Origin of the sequence: Gorillibacterium sp. CAU 1737, from assembly GCF_039888655.1 — a bacterium.
In the GTDB taxonomy this organism is placed as follows: domain Bacteria; phylum Bacillota; class Bacilli; order Paenibacillales; family NBRC-103111; genus Gorillibacterium.
The window spans coordinates 533,225-558,952 of the sequence record NZ_JBDQQO010000001.1 but is presented as its reverse complement, the minus strand read 5'-3'; the positions used below and the strand labels follow the sequence as shown (position 1 = coordinate 558,952).

Here is a 25,728-nt window from a genome sequence, read left to right as displayed (position 1 = left end):
CATCGATTGCTCCTTACGGAGTACTTTTCAGGACCAGATGATGGGGTTTCCTGTCTGAAGAGAAGCCTGCAGCAGCTTTCTCAACACACCCAGCGAATGAAAATCAGTGCTGGTGAGCTCTCTCTCGACCACATGCAGAGAGGTTGGATAGTGCAAGTCCTCAACTCCCCATGTCTTTCGGCTAAACGGATGGTTCGTTTCATGGGCCTTTCCCGTTTCCTTATCGGTAAAACGAACTCGTACTCGATTTCGCTGATCGATCTCCTCTGAAATATGGACCTCCTGCTCAAAATTCGATGACCAAAACAGCTCTTGCCCCTCACGAGCTACGATACTAAACCCTCCATTACTTAATCGATAGGTATATTCACCACCGTTTGAATAAAACCAACGGTCATCCCCCAGCAAAGCTTTCTGGTACTCCTCATGAGAGCCCGATTCCAGGAGAAAGATTCCCTTGAGCTCCCCGATTCGCGATTCCCAATGATCCAGTTGCTTCAACGCTTCCTTCGCCTGTTCGGTGGGGAATGAGGCATTGAACATCGTCTGGAAGAGCGGAAAATCGGCTCGCCCCAGTCGTTCCATCGCTCCGATTAAGAAGTTCGAACCCCACGCGTTGGCAACGCGATCATAATAATAGTAAAAGTCTTCATGCTCACAGGCCTCTTCCCGCCATTTTAAATAAAGATGGTAGGTTTCATCATCAGCCGATTCCGACAAGTCCATTCCGTCCTCCGTCCACTCCAGCAAGCTCGAATCGAAGGGAGGAACCTTCGCTTTCCCCTCCTTCACGCAATTGCATTGCACGTAAGCATCCAGTCCCATGGCAATCCTCTTTCCTAATTAGCTTAGTTAAGTTCCGCTAGAATCCGTTCCAACACTTCTTTTTCACAAATCCCGTTGTGGCCGGAAACCCAGGTGTTGGCTTCCACGTCTCTATACTTTAAAATCGTGTCCTTGTAGATCTCCTTGCTTGTATAGATACTCGGTACAATAGCATCCGCAGAATCTCCGATGTTGTCTCCAACATTGAGAACATGCTCTTCTTCATCCCAAACACTGATCGAGTCGATCGTATGTCCGGGTGTATAAAACAGCCTTACCCGGTCTTCTGGAAAATACAGCTCATTCTCAAACACCAGGGTAGGCAGCACTTGTACCACCTTTCCCATCGAGTACTGTCCATACTTTCCAAGCATTTCATCCCATTTCTCTTGAATCAACTCTCTACATAGCCTGTGTGAGACAAGGATCGGGTTCCGAAACGAACCGTTTCCCCAGATATGATCCCAGTGATGGTGTGTGTTCACGACAATAATCGGTTTGCTGTCTGTTCCTAAGTAATCCAGAACGGGCTCCATGCACGCTTGACCAAGCCCTGTGTCAATGATGAAGTTATATGTGGTTCCTTTGATCAGATGAACATTCTGGTCAAAATCAGTGTGGAAAGTAAATACCACATTCCGGTTCTGAATTTTCGTTATTTTCATCTTTTGCCACTCTCCCAACGCCTTGCTGTCTCTCATCTTCTTCGAGATAATCCGTGCTTACGACACGACCCGCCCCAAGATCGCTCATCTCTTAGGTCGGGTCGAATGGGAAGCTAGCCCTTTTTCCGTTCTTTCCGTTGCTGGATAATCGCCTTCTCAAGGAATTGCTCCGTTTGCTGGAACGCCTCTTCAACCGTTTGAGCCTGAATCGTACAATGGGGTTCTTTGCCCGATTGTAGGCTCGCGTGGGTATATTTCGGGTCGTAATAAGAAAGAAGAAGCAATTCCACCACGTGTTCGTATTCCCCCTTGTCCAGGCCATCTTGAATTTCACGAGCAACGGGAGTATGAATTCTCGATCGGATCAATTGAAAAGCCTTGTGACATTCGTTCGGATGCTCCCAGGGCTGATAATCCTTCAAGATTTGTTGAACACGAGCCTGAATCGGAAGCTCGATAGACAAGGGGAGCCCCTCTTCTCTTTGCTTCACCAACAGGTCGGGGAGAACGATTTTCCCGATGCGCCTGCTCTCCGCCTCCAGGACGACCACCGCTTGCTCCCGAGTGCTCCACATTTGCTCGTACAGAAGGGCATCAAACATTTTCTGGTTATGCGCTTGCATGCCAATGTCTCCGAACACCGAGCCTCTATGGCCTGCCATTGCCTCCAAATCGATGACGGGAAACCCCTTTGCTTGCAACCGACGAAGGATTTCTGTCTTTCCAGAGCCCGTATTCCCATGCAGAACCACAAGCCGAGGTCGGTATTCCATCTGCTGGAGCTGCTGGACGACCCATTGCCGGTAAGCGCGATACCCGCCGCTCAACCGGTAGGCAGACATCCCCATCAAGCTGAGCAAAGTAGCCGTTGTCTTGCTGCGCATTCCGCCTCGCCAGCAGAACACCGCCTTCTTCCCTGGCAGGGCTGAGAATTCCTTGATGAAGCGCGGAAGCTTGGCCGATACCAATTCCAGACCTCGCTCTTTGGCAGCCTCTACACTGACCTGAGCATACAAGGTCCCTACCTCCGCCCGTTCCTCGTCGTCAAAGATGGGAATATTCACACTTCCGGGAATGGTGGCGGAGTGAAATTCGGAAGGAGACCGCACATCAACGGTTACGAGTTCTCCGCGATCCTTCAGTATTCTCCATTGTGCCAGTGTCAGCTCTTGAAGCATCGCTGTGACTCTCCTGTCTTTTCCTATGTTGAATAAATAACGTTGATATGTCCTCTTGAAATTTCGGTCACTTCTCCGATCAGGCTTGCCTCCACATGGGAAGCCCTTAGCTCTGCCAGCAGGGATTCGGCATCCTCATTCGAAACCGAGATGAGCAACCCGCCGGAGGTAACCGCATCGCACAGAATCCACTGATCGATCTGATCCATGGTCTCGGGGAAGGTCACGTTCTCCTGGATATACGCATAATTGTTCTTCGTTCCGCCCGGCACACTACCCAGCTCCGCAAGCTCCCTCGTTCGGGGCAAGACGGGGACCGCCTCATAGGAAAGGGAGATCACGGCTTGGCTTGCTGAAGCCATCTCCAGGGCATGTCCAAGCAAGCCGAAGCCCGTTACATCCGTGCAGGCATGTACGTCATACTTCTCCATGATTTCAGCTGCTGTTTTGTTCAACGCAGCCATCACACCCGTGACGCGAGCGATTTCATCTGGAGACAACAGTCCTTTCTTAATGGAGGTCGTCATGATGCCCACACCGATCGGTTTCGTAAGAATCAGTCGATCCCCCACCTGCGCGCCTGCGTTGGTACGGATCTTGTCTGGATGGACGGTTCCCGTTACGGCCATTCCGAACTTGGGCTCCTTATCGTCGATGGAATGCCCCCCCACTAGGGTGACACCGGCTTCCTTGGCTTTGTCCGCGGCTCCCCTCAGAATCTCCGACAAAATCGATTTATCGAGCGTCGCAATGGGGAACGCCACGATATTAAGAGCGGTGAGAGGCTTTCCTCCCATGGCGTAGACGTCGCTTATCGCATTGGCCGCCGCGATCTGACCGAAGGAATAGGGATCATCCACGATGGGAGTGAAGAAATCAACCGTCTGGACAATGGCCAGATCATCGCTGAGTTTATAGACACCGGCGTCATCACTGGTATCCAACCCAACCAGAAGGTTGGGATTGGCCTCCGTCGGCGGTAAGTTCCGAAGCACTTGCCTCAGGTCACCAGGCCCAATCTTGCACCCGCAGCCCCCCTTGCTAGAGAATGAGGTCAGCTTGATTTCCTGTTCGCTGCTCATATTCAAACCATCCTCCCGTACGAATAATTAGCACACAAGAGCATCCCGTGCTTTTTCCTAATCGTACTGGAAAGGCTAGGAGGAATCAAATAAGGAGCCTTCCTCCGTAAGCAAGTCTTAAAGGAGATCGAACGACAAGCCACTTCAACTAACTACCTTTGTTATTCAGTAATCACTTGAAGTCTTTTGCTTTGATCTTAACCATATCCCCATTGCTCCCGTGCCATACGATTCCCTCAATGAGAGAGTCATTACCGGAAAATAACGAGGTTTGTTGTTTCAGCCAAGCCGAAAGTTCCTCAAAGTCGGTCGGGACGTTCTCGAATGTTACGTTTTCCCGTTCGCCCTGAATGGAGAAGAAAAACAACCGGTTTCCATCCAGCTTAAGTGGATTCCCCTGAATATTCACTCCAACTGCCTCAGCGGAATGCTCTCCATCCGGTATACCGGAAGTATCCGTCCCTTTGAGTGCCTCAAAAATCCATTTATCTAATGGATCATTGGGGTTGGCATCTACATACCAAGGTTCCAGAATTCCCTTCGCTTTTTGAGCCTTGGAAGGATTTCTTCTCTTTTCAAGCCGCACAACTTCTCCTGCTCGCACCGTTACCCGAACATTGGTGCCGTCCACCTTTTCTGTTGCGACGGCTGTGGAAAAGTCAAACGCAACATCCAAAACATTTACCACTTTCCTGGTTCTTTCGTCTCTCTGAAAAACGGTTTTAATCTTACGCATACGATCAACCTCCGGGGTTCAAGATTTTTCGAATCCCCCGAGCCCACACCAGAAGTGATGCCTGCGTTCAATCTCCCATAACACGTACTTACGGGCAACGACTACGAACCCGTTTGCTTGCTCTTGTAGCGCTCCTTTTCATGAAAGAAGGAGATGTCTGCATAGCCCGCAGCAATTTTTGCTGAATGCACGACTCCTTTTGGAACGTAGTAACGATCTCCTTTTCGGTAAAGGCTCGTCTCTCCGTTCATGGTGATCAAGATTTCCCCTTCCAGCACGACGCACCATTGGCTTTCATGCGAATGCTCGGGGATTTCAGCCGCCTCGTCAAACTGCATAAAGAGAACTTGGTGCTCGTCTCCTTGGGATAGATAGGCTTTCAATCCTTGCAAGGGGATGTCCGCCTCCGGGAGATTCATGATTTCGTTCGGAAAAAGCTCTGCCACAGGAACACCGCCTTCGAAATCGTTACATTCCGGCTCAAAGTCTCTCTTTATAATGGCGTACTGCTTTTGATGAATATAGTGATCTTTCCATTTGAGCTGTTCTCTGAGGACTCCTTCAAGTTGCATTCCAAGCTTTTGCATTACCTTCTCAGAGCCACGATTTTCTTCATTGCATCTCGCAATTACTCGGTTGGCCCCTAATTTATGAAAAGCGAAATTCAGCACGGTCCTTGCCGCCTCTGTCATAATCCCTTTCTTCCAATGCTCTTTCGAAAGGACATATCCGATCTCACAGCTGTCATTCTCATCATCGAATCCAAAGAGGAGGACTCTGCCAACGATTCTCGCGCTTGCTTTATTCACGATGCCCCAATTATAAGCTGTTCTCGACGAAATCTTAGCGCTCGCGGACTCCAAAAATTGCAGGGTTTCCTCCATGCTTATATGAGGCCCTTTCTTTAAATAGGTGCAGACCTCTGGGTCCGATGACAAGACATGGTAATCCTCTGCATCCTGAATATCCAATCTGCGCAAGATAAGCCGCTCCGTAACTAGAATGGGCTGATCCTTAAACAATCGATCCATCTCCAGCCTGAACTCCCCCTAACCCTGCCTGCTCAACATTCTCGCCTTCGCTTGGAAGGCTATTTCTTAAACATCCCCGTTACCTTGTTCGAATCCAAATCAACGGTTAACCAATCCAGCGTTTGGGTCCCTCCGGCCCCAAGGTTATACACTTGAAATACCAGTTTCCCCTCCTCTTCATGGTCAAACGAGATAAAGGTACTGTCTTCCACATAGCCCGGTCCCAGGTTCTGTTTCGCATACTCTTTCGCAAGCTGGAGAGCCTTGCTCTGGTCAGGCGTCAACTCGCTGGGTTCCGTAGATGCGACCGATTCCTCCTTTTCCAGACACAGGTCTGCAAGGATTTCGCAAGTAACCTCATTCGTGGCGGGATTCACATGATACCATTCCATAACTTCTGTCGTTGCTGAATTCGATTGGGTAACGACATAGTTTCCCTGCTCATCCGTTCCGTTCACGCGCAACGACGACCGCTGCATGACTTCATCCGACAGCTTGGACTTGATCAACTCGATTGCATCGGATTCGGAAAGGGTATGGCCCTCCACAAGGGAAGGTGTGCTTGATGGCAAGCTAGACGACGTACTTACCGGACTGGCAGAAGGCGAAGCCAGGGAAGAAGCGCTCGGTGTAGTTGTTGACCCACTGGTAGGTTCTGCTGAGTTTGCCGTAATCCCCTGATTCGGTTTGGTTGCCGAGCAACCGGCTAATCCAATCAAAAGGGAAAGGAGAATTCCCTTCTTCAGTGATTCTTTGAAATGATTCATCGTCCGCTCTCGTCCTTCTCTGCCATAGTGTGGTAATCCGACTTAACTAGTGCGTAATAAACGCGATCATCATAAGCCTTTTGGTCGGGATAAAAGAAAGATTCCCGTAATGTCCCCTCGTACCTTAGCATGGATTTACGCAATACACTGCCGGATGGCAAGTTGTTTCCTCTATGAAAGGCTTGCAATCGGTTCAATCCGGTTTTTTCGAAGGTATACCGAATGACGGCATCCACGGCTTCCGTAGCATAGCCCTTGCCTTGAAAGCGGGCGCCGATGCAATATTCGAGATCCGCATAGTGGTGATTCCGATTAACCTCGCAAAATGCAATCTGACCCATGACCTGGTTCGTCTCCTTCAAGAGGATCGCCCATCTATAAAAATCATCATGGGAATAGGAAGAGATCCACTGCCTTACAATCTCTTGCACGGAGCTTATTGTTTCATAAACGGGCTCCCCATAGTTTGATTGAACTTCCTTGTCATTCATCCAGTTCATGAACATGTCCTGGGCATCTTCCAAACGGAACGCCCTTAATTGCAACCTCGCCGTTTCCAACGGTTGTGTTCCGATATGTATGGGCTTCATAAACAAGACGCCTCTACCCTATTTTTCTCATGCTCGACAAATTCATCTTTGGTTAAGCCAAACAGGAGCATGCTGGAATACCGGCCGTCCATATAAATCACTTGGCGCTGCTCCCCTTCCTGGATACATCCCAGCTTTCTCATCATCGTGGCGGAACCCTCATTCCCTTCCAAAACGCCGACATTAAATTTGTTTAGCCTGCGTTCCAAGAAGGCATAGCGGAGCAGGATTCGCATGGCCCGGGTTCCATACCCCTTGCCTCTGTGATCGCGATCCATTTGGATGCCGATCCCGAACGTCCCGTTTCTCTCGTCTATGCTGTTCAGGTTTACCCCCCCGACATTCTCCCCGTTCAGGGTCTCAACCGTAAACATGATACGCCCCGTTCCCGGTGAAAAGTCGATGAACTTTTCTGCAAACTGCTTGGCTTCGGCAATCGTCGGCGGTAATTCAACTTCGCAATCCACCAAGCGCCGTCCCGGCGTATCGAACCGATTGTAGTAATGCCCCTCCCAATCTTCGTTCTTAATAGCGCGCAATCGAATTACATCATCCTGCCAAAAATAATGATCGTAGCTTATCTCTTTCATGTTCATTCCTCCTCCTCCTTCATACCGTAATTGTTCCTCTTTGGAGCCAGGAAGAAAAGAGAATTTTTGACTCTATTGGTTTTCTCAAACCGTCCAACCGACCGAAGGGTCCTATTTTTATCCGTTGATAGTCGGTATAATGCAATCAGTCACCTCACGGAAAGGATGATATTCGTTGCTGACCATTCTCACCCAACAAGAGCTGATCACACGGCTATTGGAAATCTTGAAATCCACTTCTCTGCCATTCGAAACATTGCAGAACATGGCAAGTGCTGCATTTAACAAGAACCTTTATACGGACATGGTTCCTTTTTTCCACGTAGAACCCAATGGCTACACCGTACGGATTCATGAACGGGGAGTTTTGATCCGCGAATGGCACACGGAGCAAGTAGAAGAAGTCCTCTATGTCCTCCTGGAGCAGTTGATTTACGAATCGGCTTACCTCTACTTGATGGACAAATACAAGGCGGATAGCCCGACCAGTCGCCTTCTTTTTACGCCGGAAATCAAAAAAGAGGTTCGAGAAACCATCGATGAAGCCTTTACCCGAATCGGCGGCGTCTTCGATGAATGGCACCGGGCCGGAAAACAGTTTCTCTAGTGTCTTTGTCCAGACGTCCTCCTCATGCTCTCGAACCTTCCATTACAGGCGTTCTCTTCCAGCATATCAGATTTTTCCATGGGTGAAGAGTAGGATTTTCGTTTTTTCTGCTAGATCCTGCAAGATCGAGTTGAAACTCGACAGGACACGAGAGCCACTTCGACTCAAATAAACAGACTGGGGATGGGTTCATGCTGAAAGGACCGCGGATTTATCTAAGGCCGTTCCAGATCGACGATGCTGGGGCGAGCCTCCGCTTGCATAGCGACAACCGAGATTTCTTCGAAAAGTACTCCTCGACGCGTACCCGCGATTTTTACACCATAGAAGGTCAGGTTGACAGAATAAAAGGCTACAACGAATCGATGCAAAAGGACAACGCCTACGAGTTTGGTATCTTCCGAAATGACGACCATGCGCTAATTGGATCGATTAACCTTTTTCATGTGATGCGAGGGGCGCTCCAGAGTGCGATCGTTGGCTATGTGTTGGACAAAAGCCAGAACGGAAAAGGCTACACAACCGAAGCGGTTCAATTAATCGTCAATTACGGGTTCAACGAATTAACCCTGCATCGAATAGAAGCTGGCGTAATGCCCCACCATCTTGCCTCCATCCGCGTGTTGGAGAAAGCGGGTTTTCATAAGGAGGGGATTGCCCAAAAGAACGTGAAGATCAACGGCAAATGGGAAGATCATCAAGTATTGGCGATCCTCAATCCGAACGACTAACCTGGCCTTGCGGAATTTCAACTTTTTTTATAAAACGGGAGGTTTCTATGAGCGATATTGCCCAAACCCCGCAACCCCCTTACTATGCGGTAATCTTCACTTCAGAGCGAACGGAAGGAGATCGCGGTTATGGCGAAATGGCAGAGGAAATGGTGAGGCTCGCCTCAAGTCAGCCCGGGTTCCTGGGAGTCGAAAGTGCACGGGAGAGCGTCGGCATAACGGTATCCTATTGGGATTCTCTTGAAGCGATTCACCAATGGAAACAAAATGAGAGGCACCTCCTTGCACAGCAGATGGGCATCGCCGAATGGTACTCTCGTTACAAAACGAGAATTTGCAGGGTTGAGCGAGAGTACGGCTACCAAGCCGCTCCCTGATCCGTTTCGAAGCTTTCATCTGGAACGACTGCACTGCTCTCTCCAGCTCAACAGCCACTCCAGCTGTTCTTCCACAAAAGCTTCATCTACGCAATCCAGACCGAACACCTCGATGATGGTCGCCTGCAGCTGATAATGGCGAATGGCGATCCAGTCGGGAATGGCTCGGTATTCCTCGTCCGTGAAGGCTCTCTCCCTCGTGTAGCCCTGGAGAAACCGCTCCAATGCCTCCATCGTTCGGGCATAGCCTTCCGGTTCATATTGAAAATAGTTGGTATGGTCGCAGAACGTCATGACATCGAAGCTGGCGTAAGCGGTGCAGGAGGTATCGAAATCCAGAACCACATGGTTCCCATCATCTGTTCGAAGCAGATTCCCCCGATGCAAATCCCCGTGGCAGTACCCGCGAGGCAAATCCTTGACCCGCTCCCACAGCGCATTGCCATATTCACGAAATTGGGCAAGCTTGGATTCGGATATGTTCTTTTTCTCCAGAATGGATAGGTACCGTTCGATGAAGAACGGCTTGCCGCGCTCCGTCAGCTTGTTCGGGTACCCTTCCATTGCCGCATGGAGCTTCCCGATCAAGCGGCCGATTTCCTCAAGCTCCTCGCCTTCCTCCGGTTCCCTGCCCTCCACATAGCCGAACAAAGCATAGAGCTGGCGCTCTTCCTCCCTCTTCATCTCCAGATAAGGCAAGCCGCCGTTACCGAGAAGAACGGGGGGTACAGAGAGCCCTTTTCCCGCCAAATAGACCAGAATATCGAGGGATTGCTTTATCGTGTCCCAGAAAACAGGAGGAACCTCCTTAAGAAAATAACGCTGGGTTCCATCGGCAGCCAGATAAGACCGGCAGCCTCCCTCTCGCAGAAAAGCAAGGCTGTCGAAGGTAATAGAATAGGTGGTATTGAGTTGTTCCAAAAGTTGTGCCGATGGTTGCATCGCTTCATCGCCTTTTTCGATTGATAGTTCTAGAAGAAGAATATGAGTAGAGCAAAAGATAGAATCCACAAAAAAGGAACCACATTTAGGAATAGCATTGAGATTGGCTTCATCGTCTTGAGATACTTCCATGAAAAAACGCAACATACGACCACGGCAATAGGGTACACAAACACAAGAATCATCACACCAATTCCCCAAAGGGAAAACCCATTATCAAATGCCATTATGGAGAGTACTAAGATGAAAAACCATGGTACCAGCAAGATGGAATAAAAGGAATGAAGAACAATTAACCATGCTTTCATGAACGGGTGCCTGCTTTCCCAACTAACAAGGTTCGAATTGATTAGATATATCGTTGGATCGAATGAGATTATGAACCCCACATATGTACTTGCTTCTTCTCGTCTCATCCCTTATTGTTAATTCCATTATTCCTAGGAGAGGATGATCTCGCATGACGGCAAACCTGGAGTGGAGACGAGTCTCCCCGCAAAATGAAGACCTGCATCAGCTCATCGACAAGCTCGACCTCTACCTGCAGAGCGTCTATCCGCCAGAAGAGATCTTTGTCCTCGACTTTTCCGATCCGCACATTGAGGAGACTCTCTTCTTGATGGCTTATCTGGGAGAGCAGCCGGTTGCTTGCGGAGCGTACAAGCCCCTGGGTGAGGAGATGGCGGAGTTGAAGCGAATCTTCGTCGATCCGGAGTTTCGCAATCGAGGGTTGGCCTCCAAGCTGATCGCCGAGCTGGAGAGACTGGCACTCGAGCAGCAGATACGAATCATGAGATTGGAGACTGGCGAGGGCCAGCCCGAAGCTGTGCGCCTGTATGAGAAGCTGGGATACGCCCATATCCCCCGCTATGGTGAATACCGATGCTGTGATTCCAGCATCTGCATGGAAAAGGTATTAACCGAGTAATCAAGCGGTGTTATCGAAACTCCTATCGGATGCTCAACAGCCGGATTCCCATTCCAGCTCCCGCATCTCCATAAGCTGGTGTCCCTCGAAACGGAGCCGAATCACATAAGGCATCCGATTCACGATCCGGCAGAAGCCTTCCCAGCCATAGCCCGGATCGTAATGATGAAGGATCGTCGAGAGCGCGGTGCCGTGTGTGCCGATCACGACGGTCCTTCCTTCATGACGATGAAGAATCTCATCCAGCGCGGCGAGGTTTCGCCTCTGCACGTCCTCCAGGCATTCTCCTTCTGCAAGCTTGTAGCGGAAGTCGCCCCACTGCTGATGTGCATAACTCATGAAATCCTCCACCCAACTGCCTACACGCCGCTCTCGAAGTCCTTCGTGAAGGTGAACGGTCAGCCCATGCGCATCCGCCACACCTTGAACCGTGTCGACGGTTCGCTGATAGGGGCTGGCATACACCTCATTCAATTCGAGGGCCGAGAAGAACCTCGCAAGCTTCTTCGCATCCTCAGTGCCTTTTGGCGTGAGCGGCCGGATTTCTTCCTCCCGAACCGTAGCATCAGACTCCGCGTGGCGGATGAAATAGAGAGTGGTGGTCACTTGCTCTTCCCTCGTTTCGTCACTTGTCCGTTTCGGAGTCCTCGGTACACCGCAGTGCGGAGCTCGGCCGCATAGTCCTCCAGTTGCGGCATGCCGGAGTCCACCGCCTGTTGCACAGCCTGCTCAATGTCGTAGGGAATGCGGACAAACTCCATCCCGAACAGGCCGTCCGTTCGCCGATCCTCCTCACCATGCAGGATGACGTAAGAAGCTTGAGGTAGATCTAACGGGTTGCCGACACTCCCCGTATTGAAGAGCATCCGTCCGCCCTCCACTTGGTCGAGATAAGCTTGGTGAATATCTCCATACCCGACTATCTGCGGCAGGTCGAGGGTACTCTCCCACACACAGGGACCAAAGAGCGACTTCTTGATCTCCTCTTCATCCCAAGGCTGGACCCGTTCATACAAGCTTCGAGGCGAAGCATGGAACAATCGGATGAAGCGGCCGCTCATGTAGAACTCGATAACATTCGGCAGCGACTCCAGATAGAGCAGCCGTTCCTTGCCGAGTACTTGCTGATGCCAACGGATGACCTCTTGATCGCTCTCTTTGGGAAGGAAATCATCCCAATTGCCGCGGATCACCTTCTCGCAGTTCTCTCGGGCAAGGTCGAGGGTGCGATCTGAATTCGGTCCCTTTCCCACCAGGTCGCCAAGACAGAGAATTCTAGAAATTCCTCTCGCATGTATATCATCAAGCACCGCCTCAAGGGCGGGTACATTTCCATGAAGATCCGAGATGACGGCAATGTGATCCACGTAGTAGCCTCCCATCGTTCTGCCCATCCGGCAAAACGTTTCCCTTATTTTACCTGATCCCTCTTCTGGTGCAAAGGACTTCTGATTCACGAACGCTTCGAACCGGATGAAACCGTGTCGCTTTTTCTGTTATAGTGAAGAAAGCTCTTGACGAAAACGAGGTGGCGCCGGCGTGAGGCGAAATAGGTGGAATCGAGGGTTTATCCCCTTTACCTATAAAATCATGATTCCGTACCTCATCCTGGTTCTCCTGACGGACCTTCTGATTGGGTACATCTCCTACACCATGCTGGTGGAATCCCGGACGGAAATGGCCGAAACCAACATCCGCACGCTGGTGAAGCAGACGAGCAACAACATGACGTACCAGATGGACGAGGTCCAGCGCATGTCCGATACTCTCTTTAGCAGCCTGTCGCTACAATCGGCCCTGCAATTTTCAGGCAATCAGCGCGATGTCATGCTGAACATTCGGGATAACATCGTTCCTCAGATGAAAGGTCCTCTGCTCTTAATCGGCAACAACCTGCGGCTTGCCCTCTATACGGTAAATGAAGAGATCCTGGAAGTTCCGGGCGACGACATGACCACGCCCATTAAACGAAGGGACTATTACGTTCTGAATTATTCTCGGATCATGGATACGGATTGGTTCCGTTATCTGCAGGGAGCGAATGCGGACAACCTATGGATTCAATTGGGAACCGACAAAGTGCTTGGCAATCTGTCGCACTTCCGCAAGCTGGTCACCTCGGGAGCGGGACCGACCGTGATCGGCTATGTGCAGGTAACCGCTCGCCTGGACGAGCTGCTCAACACCAATAACAATACCTTCCCCTTCGAGCAAGGGATGCGCCTCCGCTTGTTCGACAATCAAGGACGCATCCTGTTTGAGAAGGGCCATGCCCTCAAGGAATCCGAAAGCGATTCCTCCGACTACCTGAGCATTGAAGAAGACATGCCGGGTACCGGCTTTGTCATGGAAGCACTGGTTCCGCACAGCTACCTGAACAAGGACGCCTCCCGGTTGCAGGGCCTCATCGTCGCCATCTGCGGGATCAGCTTCGTCGTGATGGCGGGCATCGGCCTCATCGTAGCGCGCTTGTCGGGCAAGAAGATGAAGCGTATCCTCAAGCTGGTTCGCTCGTTCAAGGACGGCAACCTGGACAAGCGGATGGAGTTCCAGGGCAACGATGAGTTCGTCCATATCGCGAACTCCTTCAACCAGATGGCGACCAGCATTGAGCTTTTGATCCATGATGTCTATGAGCAGGGCCAACAGAAGAAGCAAGCGGAGCTTGACGCCCTGCAATCGCAGATCAGCCCGCACTTCCTCTACAATACGCTGTCCGCCATTGGAAGCCTTGCCAATCTCGGTGAGGTGCAGAAGGTGACGCAGATGGTTCAGGCGCTGTCTCGCTTTTATCGCCTTACCTTGAGCGGGGGACAACTGGTCATCCCTCTGGATAAGGAATTGGAGCAGGTGGAAGCTTATCTGGAAATCCAACGGGTTAAATATGCCGGAGCCTTCACCGTCTCCTTCGACATCGATCCGGAGATCCGGCCGCTTCCGGTCATCAAGCTCATTTTGCAGCCCTTTGTGGAAAACATCTTCAAGCACGCTTGGTTCGGAGAGACCATCGCCATTCGCATCACCGGCAAGCGAATCGAAGATAAACTGGAGCTCAAAGTGATCGACAATGGCATTGGAATGGGCGGCGACACGCTGCGCCGGATCGCCAGAGGAGTGGCCGATTCCAGAGAATCGAGCGGCTACGGAGTGAAAAACGTGGAAGAACGCATCAAGCTAAGGTATGGCTCGGAGTACGGCATTGAAGTCCGAAGCCTTTACGGCGCTGGGACCACAGTTCGCCTTCTATTGCCGGTGTCGGACGAAGAATTGCATGAGAATGCCTGAAGAAACCAAGGTGGAGTGAAGAAGCATGATCGCATTGAACCTTTTATTGGTGGATGATGAAGCCGTCGATTTGGAATGGCTTCGAAGGCGGGTAGCCAGCAACCCCCTCCTGGCGAACTGTCAGGTGATGACCGCATCCAGCGGCTTTGCCGCTCTTAAGCTCATGGAGCAAAAACCGATCGATATCCTGCTCACGGACATTCGGATGCCGATCATGTCTGGAATGGATTTTGCCCGGAAGGCCAAGGAGCTGGCCCCGCGGATCCATGTCGTGTTCATTAGCGGTCATCAGGACTTCGCTTATGCGAAGGAAGCGATCCAGATGAACGCGTACGGGTACCTCCTCAAGCCGGTGGATGATGAGGAGCTGAACTCTATGCTCCAGGAGCTTACAAGCAAGATCGCCCAGGAGCGTGCCCAAGACCAGGCCCTTTCCGAGACGCTGTCGCTTGTGAACCAGGAGCTCCTGTTTCGCTGGTTGAATGAAGAAACGTCCGAACAGGCGGAGTTCCATGTCCACGGTTTCCTGGGGCCGATGCTCGAAGACGGCCTTACCGTCGCCTTGCTTGAAATCGATGACCTGGCATGGAAAATGAAGGAGCTATCAGAGGAAGAGCAGCGCCGATTGAAGTCGTCAATGACGGACTTCATTCACGGGTTTGCCGCTACTCATCATCTGGGTACCGTGGTGAGAAGCTACGACTATCACTTCATCCTCCTCGTGAACGAAAACAAAGAGCGGGTAGCCGCGCCCTTGCAGGAGCTGATCCGAGCATTCAGCCTCCGCTTCTCTTATACCCTTACGATCGGAACGGGCAAGCCCGCCGCCGAGCCGTCGCAGCTCCGCGATTCGTACCGGCAAGCCCAAGCGGCGCTCAGCATCAAGTGGATCGTCGGCAAGAACCGCGTGATCGAGGATGCCAAGGAATGGGTGCCGAAGCAGCCCATCGCCCCGAACCTGGAGGAGAAGGTCGATCGGATGCTCAAGGCCATGCTCGACTATGACCTGGTCACCATCGACGATTGCCTGCACGAGCTGTTCGGCGGCGAAAATCCGCTCACGGGCAAGAACGACATCTATGACCTCATCATTCGCATGACCTCCAAGCTTCATGCAGACCTGCTCCAAATGAACGAGCATCTTTACGAAATCCTAAACTGGGATGCCGAGCAGTCCTCCATGCTGTTTCAATACGAAACCGTGCAGGACATTGTCTCTTGGCTTCGCCGCCGCTTCTTCGAGCTGTCGGAGCTGCTGTACTTGAAGAAGCAGCGGCAGAAGCGCAAGCTCATCGACAACATCACCCAATACGTGGAGGAGCGGCTCGACACGAAGATCACCCTGAACGAGGTAGCTGCTCACTTCAACTTTACCCCCAACTACCTCGGTCAGCTGTTCAAGCTGGAGACGGGCATCCTGTTCAGCGACTACCTGAATGAGCTGCGCATGAAGCGAGCCTGCGCGCTGCTCATGGACCCCGCCCTCAAGATCTATGAAATTGCGGAGCAGGTCGGCTACAAGAACATCATTTACTTCAATCGGCAATTCAAGCAGACGATGGCCATGTCACCTGGAGAATACCGAAAGAAGCAGCGCATATGATTCGGTTTTCGGCAACCCGGTCCTCGCGACCGGGTTGCTTTTTCTTACCTTGGCAAAGCAAGGATCATTGAAAACGTAACTATTATCGTTGTTCCCCTGAATTTAAACGCTTTCATTCGCACTCTATAATGAACTCATACAGATAAGGAATCACCAGAGAGGAGAGAGTTGCAATGAAACGGCATGGCTTCTTCCAGGACATCGTCAAATACCGGACGATCTTGCTTATGCTCTTACCGGCAGTGCTGTTTTATGTCTTGTTCGCCTACCTGCCCATGGCCGGGATCATCATGGCGTTCAAGCGCTACGACTATGCAGGAGGAATCTTCGGCAGTCCCTGGAACGGATGGGACAACTTTAAATTCTTCTTCGAGTCCGGCGACGGCTGGCGGGTAACGCGCAATACCGCTTTATACAACGTGGTCTTCATCATCATCAATAACGGGCTTCAAATCATCGCCGCCATTTTCCTGTTCGAGGTTGGAGGCAAGTGGTTCCGCAAAATTGCCCAATCGGCTTTGTTTCTTCCCTACTTCATCTCCTGGGTTGTCGTGGGAGCGATTGCCTACAATTTCCTGAACTTCGACATCGGAACGATCAACACCCTGCTTCGCGGCTTGGGGCTCGATCCCATCGACATCTACAACAGCCCGCAATACTGGCCTTACATTCTGGTCATCGTCGCCGCGTGGAAGTCCATCGGGTACGGCACCATCATGTACCTTGCCGCCATCACCGGGATTGACACCGAAATGTATGAGGCGGCTGAGATCGACGGCGCGAACATCTTCCAGCGCGTTCGCAAGATTACCATCCCCTGCTTGTATCCAACGATGATTATCCTCGTCCTGCTCGCTGTTGGTAACATATTCCGTGGAGATTTCGGGATGTTCTACAACATGGTCGGCAACAACGGCGTTCTCTTCGCCTCGACCGACGTCATCGACACCTACGTCTTCCGTTCGCTGCTTACAACGAATGACATCGGAATGTCGGCCGCAGCAGGCTTCTACCAATCCGTCCTCGGCTTTGTCACGATCACCCTGGTGAACTACGCGGTTCGCCGCTACGACAAAGAACGGGCACTTTACTAAGAAAGGAGGACCTCATCATGAGTGCACAGGTTACTGCGGTTCGACCGAAAAAGATTCGCCAACTCGACCGGACCGTCTTCTCAGCCATCGGGTACGTGTTACTGATTATTCTCTCGCTCGCTTGCGTCATTCCATTCGTGCTGATCATCTCGTCCTCGTTCACGAAGGAAAGCGAAATCGTTCTAAAGGGCTTTCAGTTCTTCCCTTCGGAATTTTCTCTTGAAGCTTATCGCATCCTGTTTAAATATCCGGATCAAATCATCAACGCCTATGTGGTGACGATCACGGTGACCGTCATCGGGACGATTCTCGGCCTGTTCCTGAACTCAATGACGGCCTACTGCTTGTCCCGCAAGGACTTCAAATGGCGCAACCAATTCTCCTTCTTCTTCTTCTTCACCACGCTGTTTAACGGGGGTCTCGTTCCTTGGTACCTGCTGATGACAAACTACCTCCACCTGAAGGACAAAATGATCGTGCTCATCATCCCGCTGCTCCTGAACGTCTTTTACATCATCGTCCTCAAGTCGTTCATGAACGGGATTCCCGAAGCAATCGTGGAGTCGGCTAAGATTGACGGAGCAGGCGACTTCCTGATCTATCGCAAGCTCATTCTTCCACTCGCCAAGCCGGCTCTTGCCTCCATCGGCCTGCTGCTTGCTCTCGCGTACTGGAACGATTGGTACAACGCCCTCTTGTTCGTTTCGAACGATCAGCTCATGCCGCTTCAATACTACCTGTACAAGATGCTTGGCAACATGGACGGCATGCGCAAGGCCATGATGGGCTCCGGTGCGATCGTCACCACGAGTCTTCCGACGGAAGGACTCAAGATGGCCATGACCATCGTCGCGTGCGGACCGATCCTTCTCGCCTATCCATTCGTTCAAAAGTACTTTGTCACCGGTCTTACGATCGGCGCTGTCAAGGGATGATCCCGGTTCGCCGGATTATCATAGAACCAAACTACCTACCATCATTCTCTAGGGGGAAATGGAACATGCAAAAAAGAAAAGGAATGGCAGCACTCGCGTTAGTTCTGTCCACGACGATGGTTCTCGGAGCCTGCGGCTCCAAGTCGTCCAGCTCCAACTCGCCTGAAGCTAGCAAGGCACCGACTGCTTCCGCAACCACAGCTTCCGGCGCAATTGATACGTCAAAGCCGGTTACGCTGAAGATGGTCTTTGTCGGACCGAAGCCGGTTGATTATGATACGGTTTTTGCCGAAGTGAACAAGAAGCTTCAAGAGAAGATCAACGCCACGATTGATGGAGAGTTCCTCGATTGGTCCGACTGGGCTCAGAAATATCCTTTGAAGCTCGCTGCTAACGAAAACTTCGACATGATCTACGCAGCCAACTGGGCCGGCTACAACGACCAAGCGCTGAAGGGCGGCTTCCTGGAGCTGACCGATGACATCCTGAAAAAGTTTACGCCGCAAACCTGGAAGAACATGCCCGAAGTGAACTGGGGCCAAGCGAAGGTGAAGGGCAAGCTCTACATGGTTCCGCAAAACCGCGGCGAATCCGTTGAGAAGCTGATCCTCTACCGTGAAGACCTGCGCAAGAAATACAACCTGCCGGAAATCAACAGCCCGGAAGCTTATGCCACTTACCTGAAGACCATCGCGGCCAACGAAAAGGGCGTCGCTCCCTTCACTCCGGAAACCGGCGACTGGAAGCTTCACAACCTGGACCGCGTCCTGTTGAAGCAGCAATACGATTGGAACATGCTCGACTTTGACCTTCCAGTCGGCTTCAAGATGGATGATGCAACGGGCAAAATCTTTAACGTCTACGAAACCCCGGAATTCAAGAATCTTGTGACCTACTACAAGGATTTGGCTGACAACAACGCCTGGTCGAAGAACGTCCTGAACAACAAGAACGACCATCAACAAGACTTCAAGGAAGGCAAGACTGCTTCCATTACGCACAACCTCGGTACGCTGTCATCGATCATGACGGAAATGCGTCGCAACAACTCTCCGTATGAAGTGGCACTTGCCGACGTAACGCCGGACAAGAAGAAATCGCAAGCCGTTGCCACTCAAAACGGGATTGCCGTTCATGCCACCTCGAAGAACTGGGAACGCTCCCTGATGGCCATTGACCTGCTGCAAAACGACAAGGAAATCCATGACCTGATCATGTACGGCATTCCGGGAACTCACTACGAGCAAGTGGGCGACGACAAGTACAAGAACCTGGACAAGAGCGCGAACTACACCGGCTTCTCCAACTGGGGCTTTAACTCTCCGCTGAACCGTGACGACGCTGCCTTCCCGGAAGAAGGAACCAAGCTGACGGATAAATGGAACAGCGAAATCTACCACTACCAACTGGAGACCTTCGTCTTTGACAACACGAAAGTGAAAACGCAGGTCGCCAACGTGAGCAACGTGATGCTGCGCTACGGCATTCCGCTGGAATACGGTGCTGTCGCTGATGTAGACAAAGGCCTCGCCGAGCTGCAAAAGCAAGTCAAGGCAGCAGGGATCGACGACATCATAGCCGAAATCCAAAAGCAAGTGGACGAATTCCTCGCCAACCAAAAATAAGCAACCGATTCACTCTGGTGTCACAGGGGGAGACACGAGTCTCCCCCTCTTTCTTCCCATACGATAATCCCCCTGCAGAGGAGACTTGCCTAAGATGAAGAAATTCGACCCGATCAGCTCCAAGCTTCCTGTACTCATGCACGGCGCCGACTACAATCCGGATCAATGGCTGCACGATCCCTCTATTCTGGATGAAGATCTCCGCCTGATGAAGCTGGCGAACGTCAACGTCGTGGCCATTGGTATCTTTGCTTGGTCTGCACTGGAACCCGAAGAAGGCGTCTTCACCTTCGAATGGCTCGACACCATGCTCGACCGCCTGGCGGCAAACGGCATCTATGCCTGGATCGCCACGCCAAGCGGCGCACGCCCCGCCTGGATGTCCGAGAAGTATCCCGAAGTTCTGCGCGTTGAGAAGAACCGCGTCCGCAACCTTCACGGCATGAGGCACAATCACTGCTTCACCTCCCCGGTCTATCGGGAGAAGACGCTCATCATGAACCAGAAGCTTGCGGAGCGGTATTCCAATCACCCGGCGATTGTCGGCTGGCACATCTCCAACGAGTTTGGCGGCGAGTGTCATTGCGACTACTGTCAGGAAGCGTTCCGCGGCTGGCTGAAGAAGAAATACGGAACCCTCGAGAACCTCAACCGCGCCTGGTGGGCCTCCTTCTGGAGCCATACCTATACCTCTTGGTCTCAGGTCGAATCCCCGGCACCGCATGGAGAAAGCATGGTCCACGGCCAAAACCTCGACTGGCGTCGGTTCGTCAGCGATCAAACGATCGACTTCTATCTGCATGAAGAAGCTCCTCTCAAGGCTGTCAATCCAGATCTGCCCTGCACGGCCAACTTCATGGATTGGTTCGAAGGACTGGACTACCATCGCTTCGCGGAAGTGGTGGACGTCATATCCTGGGACGCTTACCCCACCTGGCACCGCGAGCGCTCCGATGCCCATGTCGCCGCCTGGTTCAGCTTCAACCATGACCTGTTTCGCTCGCTCAAGAACAAGCCGTTCATGCTCATGGAGAGCACGCCGAGCTTGACCAACTGGCAGCCGATGAGCAAGCTGAAGAAGCCGGGCATGCACCGGCTGTCCTCCCTGCAGGCGATCGCCCACGGGTCGGATACGGTGCAATACTTCCAGTGGCGCAAGAGCCGCGGGTCGAGCGAGAAGTTCCACGGCGCGGTGGTGGACCACGCCGGGCATGAGAACACCCGCGTGTTCGCGGATGTAGCGGACATCGGCAAGACGCTCGCCGGCTTGACCGACGTCATCGGTACGGTTCCCGCCGTCGACACCGCCATCCTCTGCGATTGGGACAATCGCTGGGCCGTCAAGGACGCGCAAGGTCCGCGCAACAGCGGCATTCACTATGAAGAAACGGTGCTCCAGCATTACCGCGCGATGTGGGAATTGGGCATCCCAACGGACATTGTCAGCTCGAACTCCGACTTCTCGAAGTACAAGCTGCTTATCCTGCCGATGGCCTACCTCCTTCGCGAGGAGACCGGAGCGGCCATCGATCGCTTTGTGCAAAATGGCGGGACGCTGGTCACCACCTTCTGGTCGGGCATTGTCGGTGACAGCGATCTGTGCCATTTGGGCGGCTTCCCCGGTCCGCTGCGCAAGACGCTCGGCATCTGGGCGGAAGAGATCGAAGGACTGTACGATGAAGAGAGCAATCAGCTTTCCATGAACGCTTCCTCTTCCTCTTCCTGGTTCCAGGGCACCTTCGAAATCAAGGAGTTGGCGGAACGCATCCATACGGAAGGCGCTGATGTTCTCGCCGTGTATGGCGACGACTTCTATAAGGGCGAACCGGCTCTAACGGAACATGCGCACGGCAAGGGCAAAGCCTACTACCTCGCCGCTCGCGTAGAAGACCCTGCCTTCTATCGTGCCTTTTATCAGAAGCTGACTCAGGATGCAGGCGTTCGTCCGGCCATCGAAACCGAGCTGCCGGAAGGCGTCACGGTCCAAATCCGCAGCGACGAAACACATGACTACCTGTTCGTGCTGAACTTCTCCGGCCGCGAGGAAGCCCTCAAGCTGGACTCCGCTTCTTATGAAGATGTCGAGACAAAGGAAGTCGTCTCCGGCACACTGGCTCTTCCCCAATATGGCGTCCGTATCCTGAAGCGTCCGACGCGCGCCTAAACGAACAAACCCGTTTCCCCTCTTCTTTCATGAGGGTGAAACGGGTTTTTCTTTTAAGAGACGAGTTCTTGAGAGAATCGTCAGAGATTTCCCTCGGCAATCCAAACTGACATTTCCCCGATCCCCCGGTTCGCCCACGCGTAGTAAGGGACGAACGTCAGCCGAGCTGCGTCGCGAGCCGCTTGGCCGCCGCTCCCATAAAGCTGATCGGTCCACGCTTCCCCTAGCCGCAAGCGGTATCCATCCTCGGTGACCAAGGCTGGTATGTCCCCGGGCAGTCCCTCCGCCTGTTCCAGTCGGAAGGAAGCAGACTCAGCCAGCCGAAGCTGGTAGAGGCGCTTGCCATTGTCCGCTTCCTCCAGGCAGTACAGGAAGGGCCCTCTTTGCAAAGCGGTCTTGGCATAGGTTTGCCGAACGAGCGGATGGCTCTTCATGCGCCGAATCGGCATGCCGAAGCAAAGCTCAACCTGATCGCCAGCGCTCCAAATTCGCTGGATTCGCATATATCCGTCCTCATTGACGAAGGGATCCTCCAGAATCTTTCCATTCACACGTATCTCCACTCCGTCGCTCCATTCCGGCATGCGAAGCGCCAGAGTGAACGCCTGTGCGGGGCTCGGCGCTACCGTAAGCCGAACTTGCCCCTGAGCGGAATAGGTGGACTGAGCCTCCACTTTCACCAGCCCATTCTTCAACTCTACCTCCGCCTGAGACCCGATATAGAGATCGACAAACAGCGTATCTTCGCGGGTCCGATAGACATAATCCCCGAGGGAAGCGAGAAGTCTCGCTGCATTCGGAGGGCAGCAGGCACAGGTAAACCAGCCCTGCCGCTCCGCTTTGACATGGTTGTAGTTTTTGTTCTTTCCTAGCACATCGGGATAGACTTCGAGCGGATTTACATAGAAGAAACTTGTGCCATCGAGTGAGATACCGCCGATGACCGTATTGTACAGCGCTTTTTCCAAAACATCGGCATAGTGGCTGCCCCCGTCCAGCTCCAGCATCCGCTTGGCGAAGAAGATTAACCCGACAGATGCGCACGTCTCCGCGTAAGCCAAATCTCCCGGCAGATCGTAATCGGTCGTGAAGGATTCGCCCTGCTCCATCGAGCCAATCCCGCCTGTGATGTACATTCGCTTGGCGGTAATGCTCTCCCATAACCGGCGGCAGGCTGCCTTCATTCCTTCATCGCCCGTCTCCAATGCTACATCGGCCATGGCGGTTGCCATGTACACGAGCCGCACAGCATGTCCGACCGCCTCCGATTGCTCGCGCACCGGCTGATGCGATTGGCTGTACGTATGCTCATGCACCATGGACAGCTGGGGAAAATGCAGCGTTTTCCCTCTCTTCTCCCACTCCTGCTCGAAGTAATGCGGCTTGGCTCCTCGCTGGTCTAGGAAATATTTGCTTAAGGCTAAATACCTCTTCTCTCCAGTGGCCCGGTACAGCTTGACAAGCGCCAGCTCGATTTCCTGATGGCCGTCATACCCTGCAAGCTTGCCCGGCTCCCGCCCGAAGGTGCGGCCGATGCAGTCCGCGAGTCGGCTCACCACATCCAGCAGCTTGCGTTTGCCGGTTGCCCGGTGATACGCCACTCCCGCCTCTATGAAATGGCCGGCGCAATACAGTTCGTGGCATTCCGCCAGATTCGTCCACTCCCGACCGGGCTCTTTCAGCGTGAAGTAGGTGTTCAGGTAGCCGTCCTCCCGCTGCGCATCCACGATCAGGTCCACTACCTCATCGACCAGTTGCTCCAACGCCGGGTCTCTTTCCGATTCCAGTAGATAGGCAGCCGCTTCTACCCATTTGGCAATGTCACTGTCCTGGAAGACCATCCCGTGGAAATCACCGGTTTCCCGGCCGGCCGCGATCTTAAAATTATGGATCGCATGACTCGGCTCAGCCCCGTCAATTCGATCGTTCAGTGCTTCCCACTGATAAGGGATCATCACCTCCCGAACCATGCGAAGGTAATGGCTCCAGAAAGGATCGTCAATCCGAAACCCGGGTGCTCTCTCGATCCTTGCTTCGTTCATTTCTCTCTCTCCTCTCGTTCGTCTCGAGTTCTCACCCTTTCACGCCTCCAACCGTCAGCCCTTCGATGAAATAGCGCTGGAAGAACAGGAACAGCACCAGAATGGGAAGAATTGCGAGCACCGAACCGGCAATAAGCGCTTCGTAATTGCTGCTGAGCGGGGATACGAAGGAAGCGAGCCCGATCGGCAGCGTGAACTGATCCGTCGTCCTCAGCACAATGAGCGGCCACAGGAAGTTATTCCAGCTGTTCATCGCCTGCAGGATCGTGATAGCCCCATAGGCGGGAGCCATGAGCGGCACCATGATCCGAAAGAAAATGCCGTATTCGGAGCAGCCATCCATTCGGCCCGCGTCCATGAAATCCTTGGGAAGGCCGAGGGCAAACTGCCGGAAGAAGAAGATCGGCAGCGGCGCGACGGCAAAGGGAAGAATGACGCCCCAGATGCTGTTGATGAGCTTCAGCGAAATCATCAGCTTGTAGAGCGGCAGAAGGATGATTTCCACCGGGATCATCATGACCACGAGAACCAGGGTGAAGATCAGGTTGCGGCCGCGGAAGCGGTACATGCCGAGCCCATAGCCCACCATCGAGGAGAAGAGCAGGCTGAGCAGTGTAAACAGCATCGTGATGACCAGGCTGTTCTTGTACCAGTGAAAATAAGGCGCCGCCGCCCCTTTCCCCTCGAAGACAATCCGATAGTTGTCGAGGTTCATCAAGGGAAAATCAAGCCGCACATTCAAGCCGTACCGGAACAACTCCGTGGCGGGCTTGAGCGATGCGAGAAACAGCGCATAGAGCGGGAATAGCATCAGGACGGCAAGGACAACGAAGAGAAGGAGCATGGCGAGCGAGGCCGGTGTCCATTTTCGAATGCGTTGCTTCATGCGACTTCCTCCTTTCGGAACAAGCCGGACAGGATAAGCTGAACCAGGCTGACGAGGAGGGTGATCGCGAGCAAGGTCAAGCCGATCGCCGAGCCAAAGCCGAGATCGAAATATTGGAAGCCCTGTTGGTAGATGTAGCCAACGAGCGTAAGGCCGATGTTTTGCGGCGACGGCTTGCCTGCCCACAGCATGTAGCTTTCGGTGAACATCGAGAAGCCGCCGTAAATGGAGATGGTCACCACATAGACACTGACTGGCTTGAGCAGCGGTACCGTGATGGAGCGAAGCTGCCGCAGCCGGCCGGCTCCGTCAATCTGTGCCGCTTCATACAGCTCATGAGGAATGCTCTGCAGCGCGGACAGGAAGTAGAGCACGTTGATGCCAATCCACCGCCAGCCTGCCAGCACTAACAGGGCGAGCATGGAGAGGTGGGAGCTGTACAACCAGCGCTGACTGGGTAACCCGATGGAACGGAGAAACGAATTCATCAAGGCTCCATCCAGCTCTCCGAAGATGAGCCGGAAGACCACGCCCGCTACCACAACGGAGGTGAGCGCGGGAACAAACAGCGTTGAACGGAACAAGTTGCTCGCCGGCATCCTCTTAGAGTTCAATAGAACGGCAAGCAGCATCGGCACCGGGATGAGCAAGAGTAGAGTCCAAAAGGTATAACGAGTGCTGTTATACAAAGCTGCACGGAAGTCCTCATTCCACAGACGCTCGTAATTGTCGAGCCCGACGAAGCTCGTTTGGCCGGGTACAATCTGTTGAAAGCTCATCAGCCCGGCACTGATAAGGGGATAAGCGAAGAAAATCAGGAACGAGATGAGAAACGGCAACACAAACAGATAAGGCGCTGCACCTTGAGAGCGAAAGAACCGCTTCCGATGCAGGGTCGGTCGAACCGTCTGTCTTTCGGTCTGCATAACGATGGCCTCCACTCGATTCTGGTTGACACTCACCTGAAGCAACATGCGGGAAAGGAGAGACAGCAGGAACCGGAAAAGGCGTTCCCGCTGTCCGTGGAGCGTGTCTTCAAGCCCAT

Annotated in this window: 25 protein-coding genes; 10 read left to right on the top strand and 15 right to left on the bottom strand. The window is 52.7% G+C overall.

Going from position 1 to position 25,728, the window contains the following annotated elements; all coding sequences use genetic code 11:
- Positions 1-27: 27 nt before the first annotated feature.
- From AAFN83_RS02595 to AAFN83_RS02555, 9 genes are all read right to left on the bottom strand, one after another.
- On the bottom strand, positions 28-825 hold the full coding sequence (locus tag AAFN83_RS02595) for a hypothetical protein (protein ID WP_347766819.1): 798 nt from the start codon (positions 823-825) through the stop codon (positions 28-30).
- Positions 826-848: 23 nt separating this feature from the next.
- On the bottom strand, positions 849-1,490 hold the full coding sequence (locus AAFN83_RS02590) for an MBL fold metallo-hydrolase (protein WP_347766817.1): 642 nt from the start codon (positions 1,488-1,490) through the stop codon (positions 849-851).
- 113 nt (positions 1,491-1,603) lie between these two features.
- Positions 1,604-2,668 (bottom strand): tRNA 2-selenouridine(34) synthase MnmH, encoded by a 1,065-nt coding sequence (mnmH, locus tag AAFN83_RS02585; RefSeq protein ID WP_347766815.1) that lies wholly within the window; start codon positions 2,666-2,668, stop codon positions 1,604-1,606.
- Positions 2,669-2,691: 23 nt separating this feature from the next.
- Positions 2,692-3,750: a selenide, water dikinase SelD gene (gene selD / locus AAFN83_RS02580; protein WP_347766813.1), complete on the bottom strand. Its 1,059-nt coding sequence runs from the start codon at positions 3,748-3,750 to the stop codon at positions 2,692-2,694.
- A 172-nt stretch (positions 3,751-3,922) separates the two neighbouring features.
- Positions 3,923-4,486, bottom strand: coding sequence for an RNA ligase 1 family protein (locus AAFN83_RS02575; protein WP_347766812.1), 564 nt, complete (start codon positions 4,484-4,486; stop codon positions 3,923-3,925).
- Between the two features lie 101 nt (positions 4,487-4,587).
- Positions 4,588-5,517, bottom strand: coding sequence for a GNAT family N-acetyltransferase (locus tag AAFN83_RS02570; RefSeq protein ID WP_347766810.1), 930 nt, complete (start codon positions 5,515-5,517; stop codon positions 4,588-4,590).
- Between the two features lie 59 nt (positions 5,518-5,576).
- Positions 5,577-6,026 (bottom strand): hypothetical protein, encoded by a 450-nt coding sequence (locus AAFN83_RS02565; protein WP_347766809.1) that lies wholly within the window; start codon positions 6,024-6,026, stop codon positions 5,577-5,579.
- Positions 6,027-6,280: 254 nt separating this feature from the next.
- The gene (locus AAFN83_RS02560; RefSeq protein ID WP_347766807.1) at positions 6,281-6,874 is read right to left on the bottom strand and encodes a GNAT family N-acetyltransferase; all 594 of its coding nucleotides are present in this window, start codon (positions 6,872-6,874) and stop codon (positions 6,281-6,283) included.
- On the bottom strand, positions 6,871-7,464 hold the full coding sequence (locus AAFN83_RS02555) for a GNAT family N-acetyltransferase (protein WP_347766805.1): 594 nt from the start codon (positions 7,462-7,464) through the stop codon (positions 6,871-6,873). Before AAFN83_RS02555 ends, AAFN83_RS02560 begins: the two co-directional genes overlap by 4 nt.
- Before the next feature lie 175 nt (positions 7,465-7,639).
- Here AAFN83_RS02555 and AAFN83_RS02550 point away from each other — a divergent pair, with 175 nt between their 5' ends.
- The 3 genes from AAFN83_RS02550 to AAFN83_RS02540 all read left to right on the top strand — a co-directional run bounded on the left by AAFN83_RS02550 (position 7,640) and on the right by AAFN83_RS02540 (position 9,179).
- Entirely contained in the window at positions 7,640-8,071 is a 432-nt protein-coding gene (locus AAFN83_RS02550; protein ID WP_347766804.1) for an Imm63 family immunity protein, read from the top strand.
- A gap of 191 nt (positions 8,072-8,262) precedes the next feature.
- Complete coding sequence (locus tag AAFN83_RS02545; RefSeq protein ID WP_347766802.1) at positions 8,263-8,802, top strand: GNAT family N-acetyltransferase; 540 nt, start codon at positions 8,263-8,265, stop codon at positions 8,800-8,802.
- A 47-nt stretch (positions 8,803-8,849) separates the two neighbouring features.
- Entirely contained in the window at positions 8,850-9,179 is a 330-nt protein-coding gene (locus AAFN83_RS02540; protein ID WP_347766800.1) for an antibiotic biosynthesis monooxygenase family protein, read from the top strand.
- Between the two features lie 15 nt (positions 9,180-9,194).
- On the opposite strand, the gene AAFN83_RS02535 is transcribed toward AAFN83_RS02540, so the two are convergent.
- Complete coding sequence (locus AAFN83_RS02535) at positions 9,195-10,121, bottom strand: phosphotransferase enzyme family protein (RefSeq protein ID WP_347766798.1); 927 nt, start codon at positions 10,119-10,121, stop codon at positions 9,195-9,197.
- 460 nt (positions 10,122-10,581) lie between these two features.
- Here AAFN83_RS02535 and AAFN83_RS02530 point away from each other — a divergent pair, with 460 nt between their 5' ends.
- Positions 10,582-11,049, top strand: coding sequence for a GNAT family N-acetyltransferase (locus AAFN83_RS02530; RefSeq protein ID WP_347766796.1), 468 nt, complete (start codon positions 10,582-10,584; stop codon positions 11,047-11,049).
- A gap of 33 nt (positions 11,050-11,082) precedes the next feature.
- Here the strand turns inward: AAFN83_RS02530 and AAFN83_RS02525 are convergent, their stop codons facing one another.
- Positions 11,083-11,655: a histidine phosphatase family protein gene (locus AAFN83_RS02525; RefSeq protein WP_347766795.1), complete on the bottom strand. Its 573-nt coding sequence runs from the start codon at positions 11,653-11,655 to the stop codon at positions 11,083-11,085.
- The gene (locus AAFN83_RS02520) at positions 11,652-12,416 is read right to left on the bottom strand and encodes a metallophosphoesterase family protein (protein WP_347766793.1); all 765 of its coding nucleotides are present in this window, start codon (positions 12,414-12,416) and stop codon (positions 11,652-11,654) included. Before AAFN83_RS02520 ends, AAFN83_RS02525 begins: the two co-directional genes overlap by 4 nt.
- A gap of 172 nt (positions 12,417-12,588) precedes the next feature.
- On the opposite strand from AAFN83_RS02520, the gene AAFN83_RS02515 reads away from it, so the two are divergent.
- From AAFN83_RS02515 to AAFN83_RS02490, 6 genes are all read left to right on the top strand, one after another.
- Positions 12,589-14,334, top strand: coding sequence for a sensor histidine kinase (locus tag AAFN83_RS02515; protein WP_347766791.1), 1,746 nt, complete (start codon positions 12,589-12,591; stop codon positions 14,332-14,334).
- 25 nt (positions 14,335-14,359) lie between these two features.
- Complete coding sequence (locus AAFN83_RS02510; protein ID WP_347766789.1) at positions 14,360-15,937, top strand: response regulator; 1,578 nt, start codon at positions 14,360-14,362, stop codon at positions 15,935-15,937.
- Positions 15,938-16,110: 173 nt separating this feature from the next.
- On the top strand, positions 16,111-17,031 hold the full coding sequence (locus AAFN83_RS02505) for an ABC transporter permease (RefSeq protein ID WP_347766787.1): 921 nt from the start codon (positions 16,111-16,113) through the stop codon (positions 17,029-17,031).
- A 17-nt stretch (positions 17,032-17,048) separates the two neighbouring features.
- Positions 17,049-17,966, top strand: a complete 918-nt coding sequence (locus AAFN83_RS02500; protein WP_347766785.1) for a carbohydrate ABC transporter permease — start codon at positions 17,049-17,051, stop codon at positions 17,964-17,966.
- A 65-nt stretch (positions 17,967-18,031) separates the two neighbouring features.
- Positions 18,032-19,591 carry an ABC transporter substrate-binding protein gene (locus AAFN83_RS02495; protein ID WP_347766784.1) on the top strand — a complete coding sequence of 520 codons (1,560 nt, stop codon included), beginning with the start codon at positions 18,032-18,034 and terminating at the stop codon, positions 19,589-19,591.
- 94 nt (positions 19,592-19,685) lie between these two features.
- A complete protein-coding gene (locus AAFN83_RS02490; RefSeq protein ID WP_347766782.1) occupies positions 19,686-21,755 on the top strand; it encodes a beta-galactosidase in 2,070 nt (689 codons plus the stop codon).
- Between the two features lie 80 nt (positions 21,756-21,835).
- Here the strand turns inward: AAFN83_RS02490 and AAFN83_RS02485 are convergent, their stop codons facing one another.
- From AAFN83_RS02485 to AAFN83_RS02475, 3 genes are read right to left on the bottom strand one after another with little or no spacing between them, the layout of a single operon-like run.
- A complete protein-coding gene (locus AAFN83_RS02485) occupies positions 21,836-23,797 on the bottom strand; it encodes a glycoside hydrolase family 127 protein (protein ID WP_347766781.1) in 1,962 nt (653 codons plus the stop codon).
- 31 nt (positions 23,798-23,828) lie between these two features.
- Positions 23,829-24,641: a carbohydrate ABC transporter permease gene (locus AAFN83_RS02480; RefSeq protein WP_481810471.1), complete on the bottom strand. Its 813-nt coding sequence runs from the start codon at positions 24,639-24,641 to the stop codon at positions 23,829-23,831.
- Positions 24,642-24,679: 38 nt separating this feature from the next.
- Positions 24,680-25,609, bottom strand: coding sequence for a carbohydrate ABC transporter permease (locus tag AAFN83_RS02475; protein ID WP_347766778.1), 930 nt, complete (start codon positions 25,607-25,609; stop codon positions 24,680-24,682).
- Between the last annotated feature and the right edge of the window lie 119 nt (positions 25,610-25,728).

Bases quoted from the DNA above. Each gene is read 5' to 3' on its own strand.
- AAFN83_RS02595 (WP_347766819.1), bottom strand. From the start codon at position 825: ATGGGACTGGATGCTTACGTGCAATGCAATTGCGTGAAGGAGGGGAAA.
- AAFN83_RS02590 (WP_347766817.1), bottom strand. From the start codon at position 1,490: ATGAAAATAACGAAAATTCAGAACCGGAATGTGGTATTTACTTTCCAC.
- mnmH (WP_347766815.1), bottom strand. From the start codon at position 2,668: ATGCTTCAAGAGCTGACACTGGCACAATGGAGAATACTGAAGGATCGC.
- selD (WP_347766813.1), bottom strand. From the start codon at position 3,750: ATGAGCAGCGAACAGGAAATCAAGCTGACCTCATTCTCTAGCAAGGGG.
- AAFN83_RS02575 (WP_347766812.1), bottom strand. From the start codon at position 4,486: ATGCGTAAGATTAAAACCGTTTTTCAGAGAGACGAAAGAACCAGGAAA.
- AAFN83_RS02570 (WP_347766810.1), bottom strand. From the start codon at position 5,517: ATGGATCGATTGTTTAAGGATCAGCCCATTCTAGTTACGGAGCGGCTT.
- AAFN83_RS02560 (WP_347766807.1), bottom strand. From the start codon at position 6,874: ATGAAGCCCATACATATCGGAACACAACCGTTGGAAACGGCGAGGTTG.
- AAFN83_RS02555 (WP_347766805.1), bottom strand. From the start codon at position 7,464: ATGAAAGAGATAAGCTACGATCATTATTTTTGGCAGGATGATGTAATT.
- AAFN83_RS02545 (WP_347766802.1), top strand. From the start codon at position 8,263: ATGCTGAAAGGACCGCGGATTTATCTAAGGCCGTTCCAGATCGACGAT.
- AAFN83_RS02540 (WP_347766800.1), top strand. From the start codon at position 8,850: ATGAGCGATATTGCCCAAACCCCGCAACCCCCTTACTATGCGGTAATC.
- AAFN83_RS02535 (WP_347766798.1), bottom strand. From the start codon at position 10,121: ATGCAACCATCGGCACAACTTTTGGAACAACTCAATACCACCTATTCT.
- AAFN83_RS02530 (WP_347766796.1), top strand. From the start codon at position 10,582: ATGACGGCAAACCTGGAGTGGAGACGAGTCTCCCCGCAAAATGAAGAC.
- AAFN83_RS02510 (WP_347766789.1), top strand. From the start codon at position 14,360: ATGATCGCATTGAACCTTTTATTGGTGGATGATGAAGCCGTCGATTTG.
- AAFN83_RS02505 (WP_347766787.1), top strand. From the start codon at position 16,111: ATGAAACGGCATGGCTTCTTCCAGGACATCGTCAAATACCGGACGATC.
- AAFN83_RS02500 (WP_347766785.1), top strand. From the start codon at position 17,049: ATGAGTGCACAGGTTACTGCGGTTCGACCGAAAAAGATTCGCCAACTC.
- AAFN83_RS02495 (WP_347766784.1), top strand. From the start codon at position 18,032: ATGCAAAAAAGAAAAGGAATGGCAGCACTCGCGTTAGTTCTGTCCACG.
- AAFN83_RS02490 (WP_347766782.1), top strand. From the start codon at position 19,686: ATGAAGAAATTCGACCCGATCAGCTCCAAGCTTCCTGTACTCATGCAC.
- AAFN83_RS02485 (WP_347766781.1), bottom strand. From the start codon at position 23,797: ATGAACGAAGCAAGGATCGAGAGAGCACCCGGGTTTCGGATTGACGAT.
- AAFN83_RS02480 (WP_481810471.1), bottom strand. From the start codon at position 24,641: ATGCTCCTTCTCTTCGTTGTCCTTGCCGTCCTGATGCTATTCCCGCTC.
- AAFN83_RS02475 (WP_347766778.1), bottom strand. From the start codon at position 25,609: ATGCAGACCGAAAGACAGACGGTTCGACCGACCCTGCATCGGAAGCGG.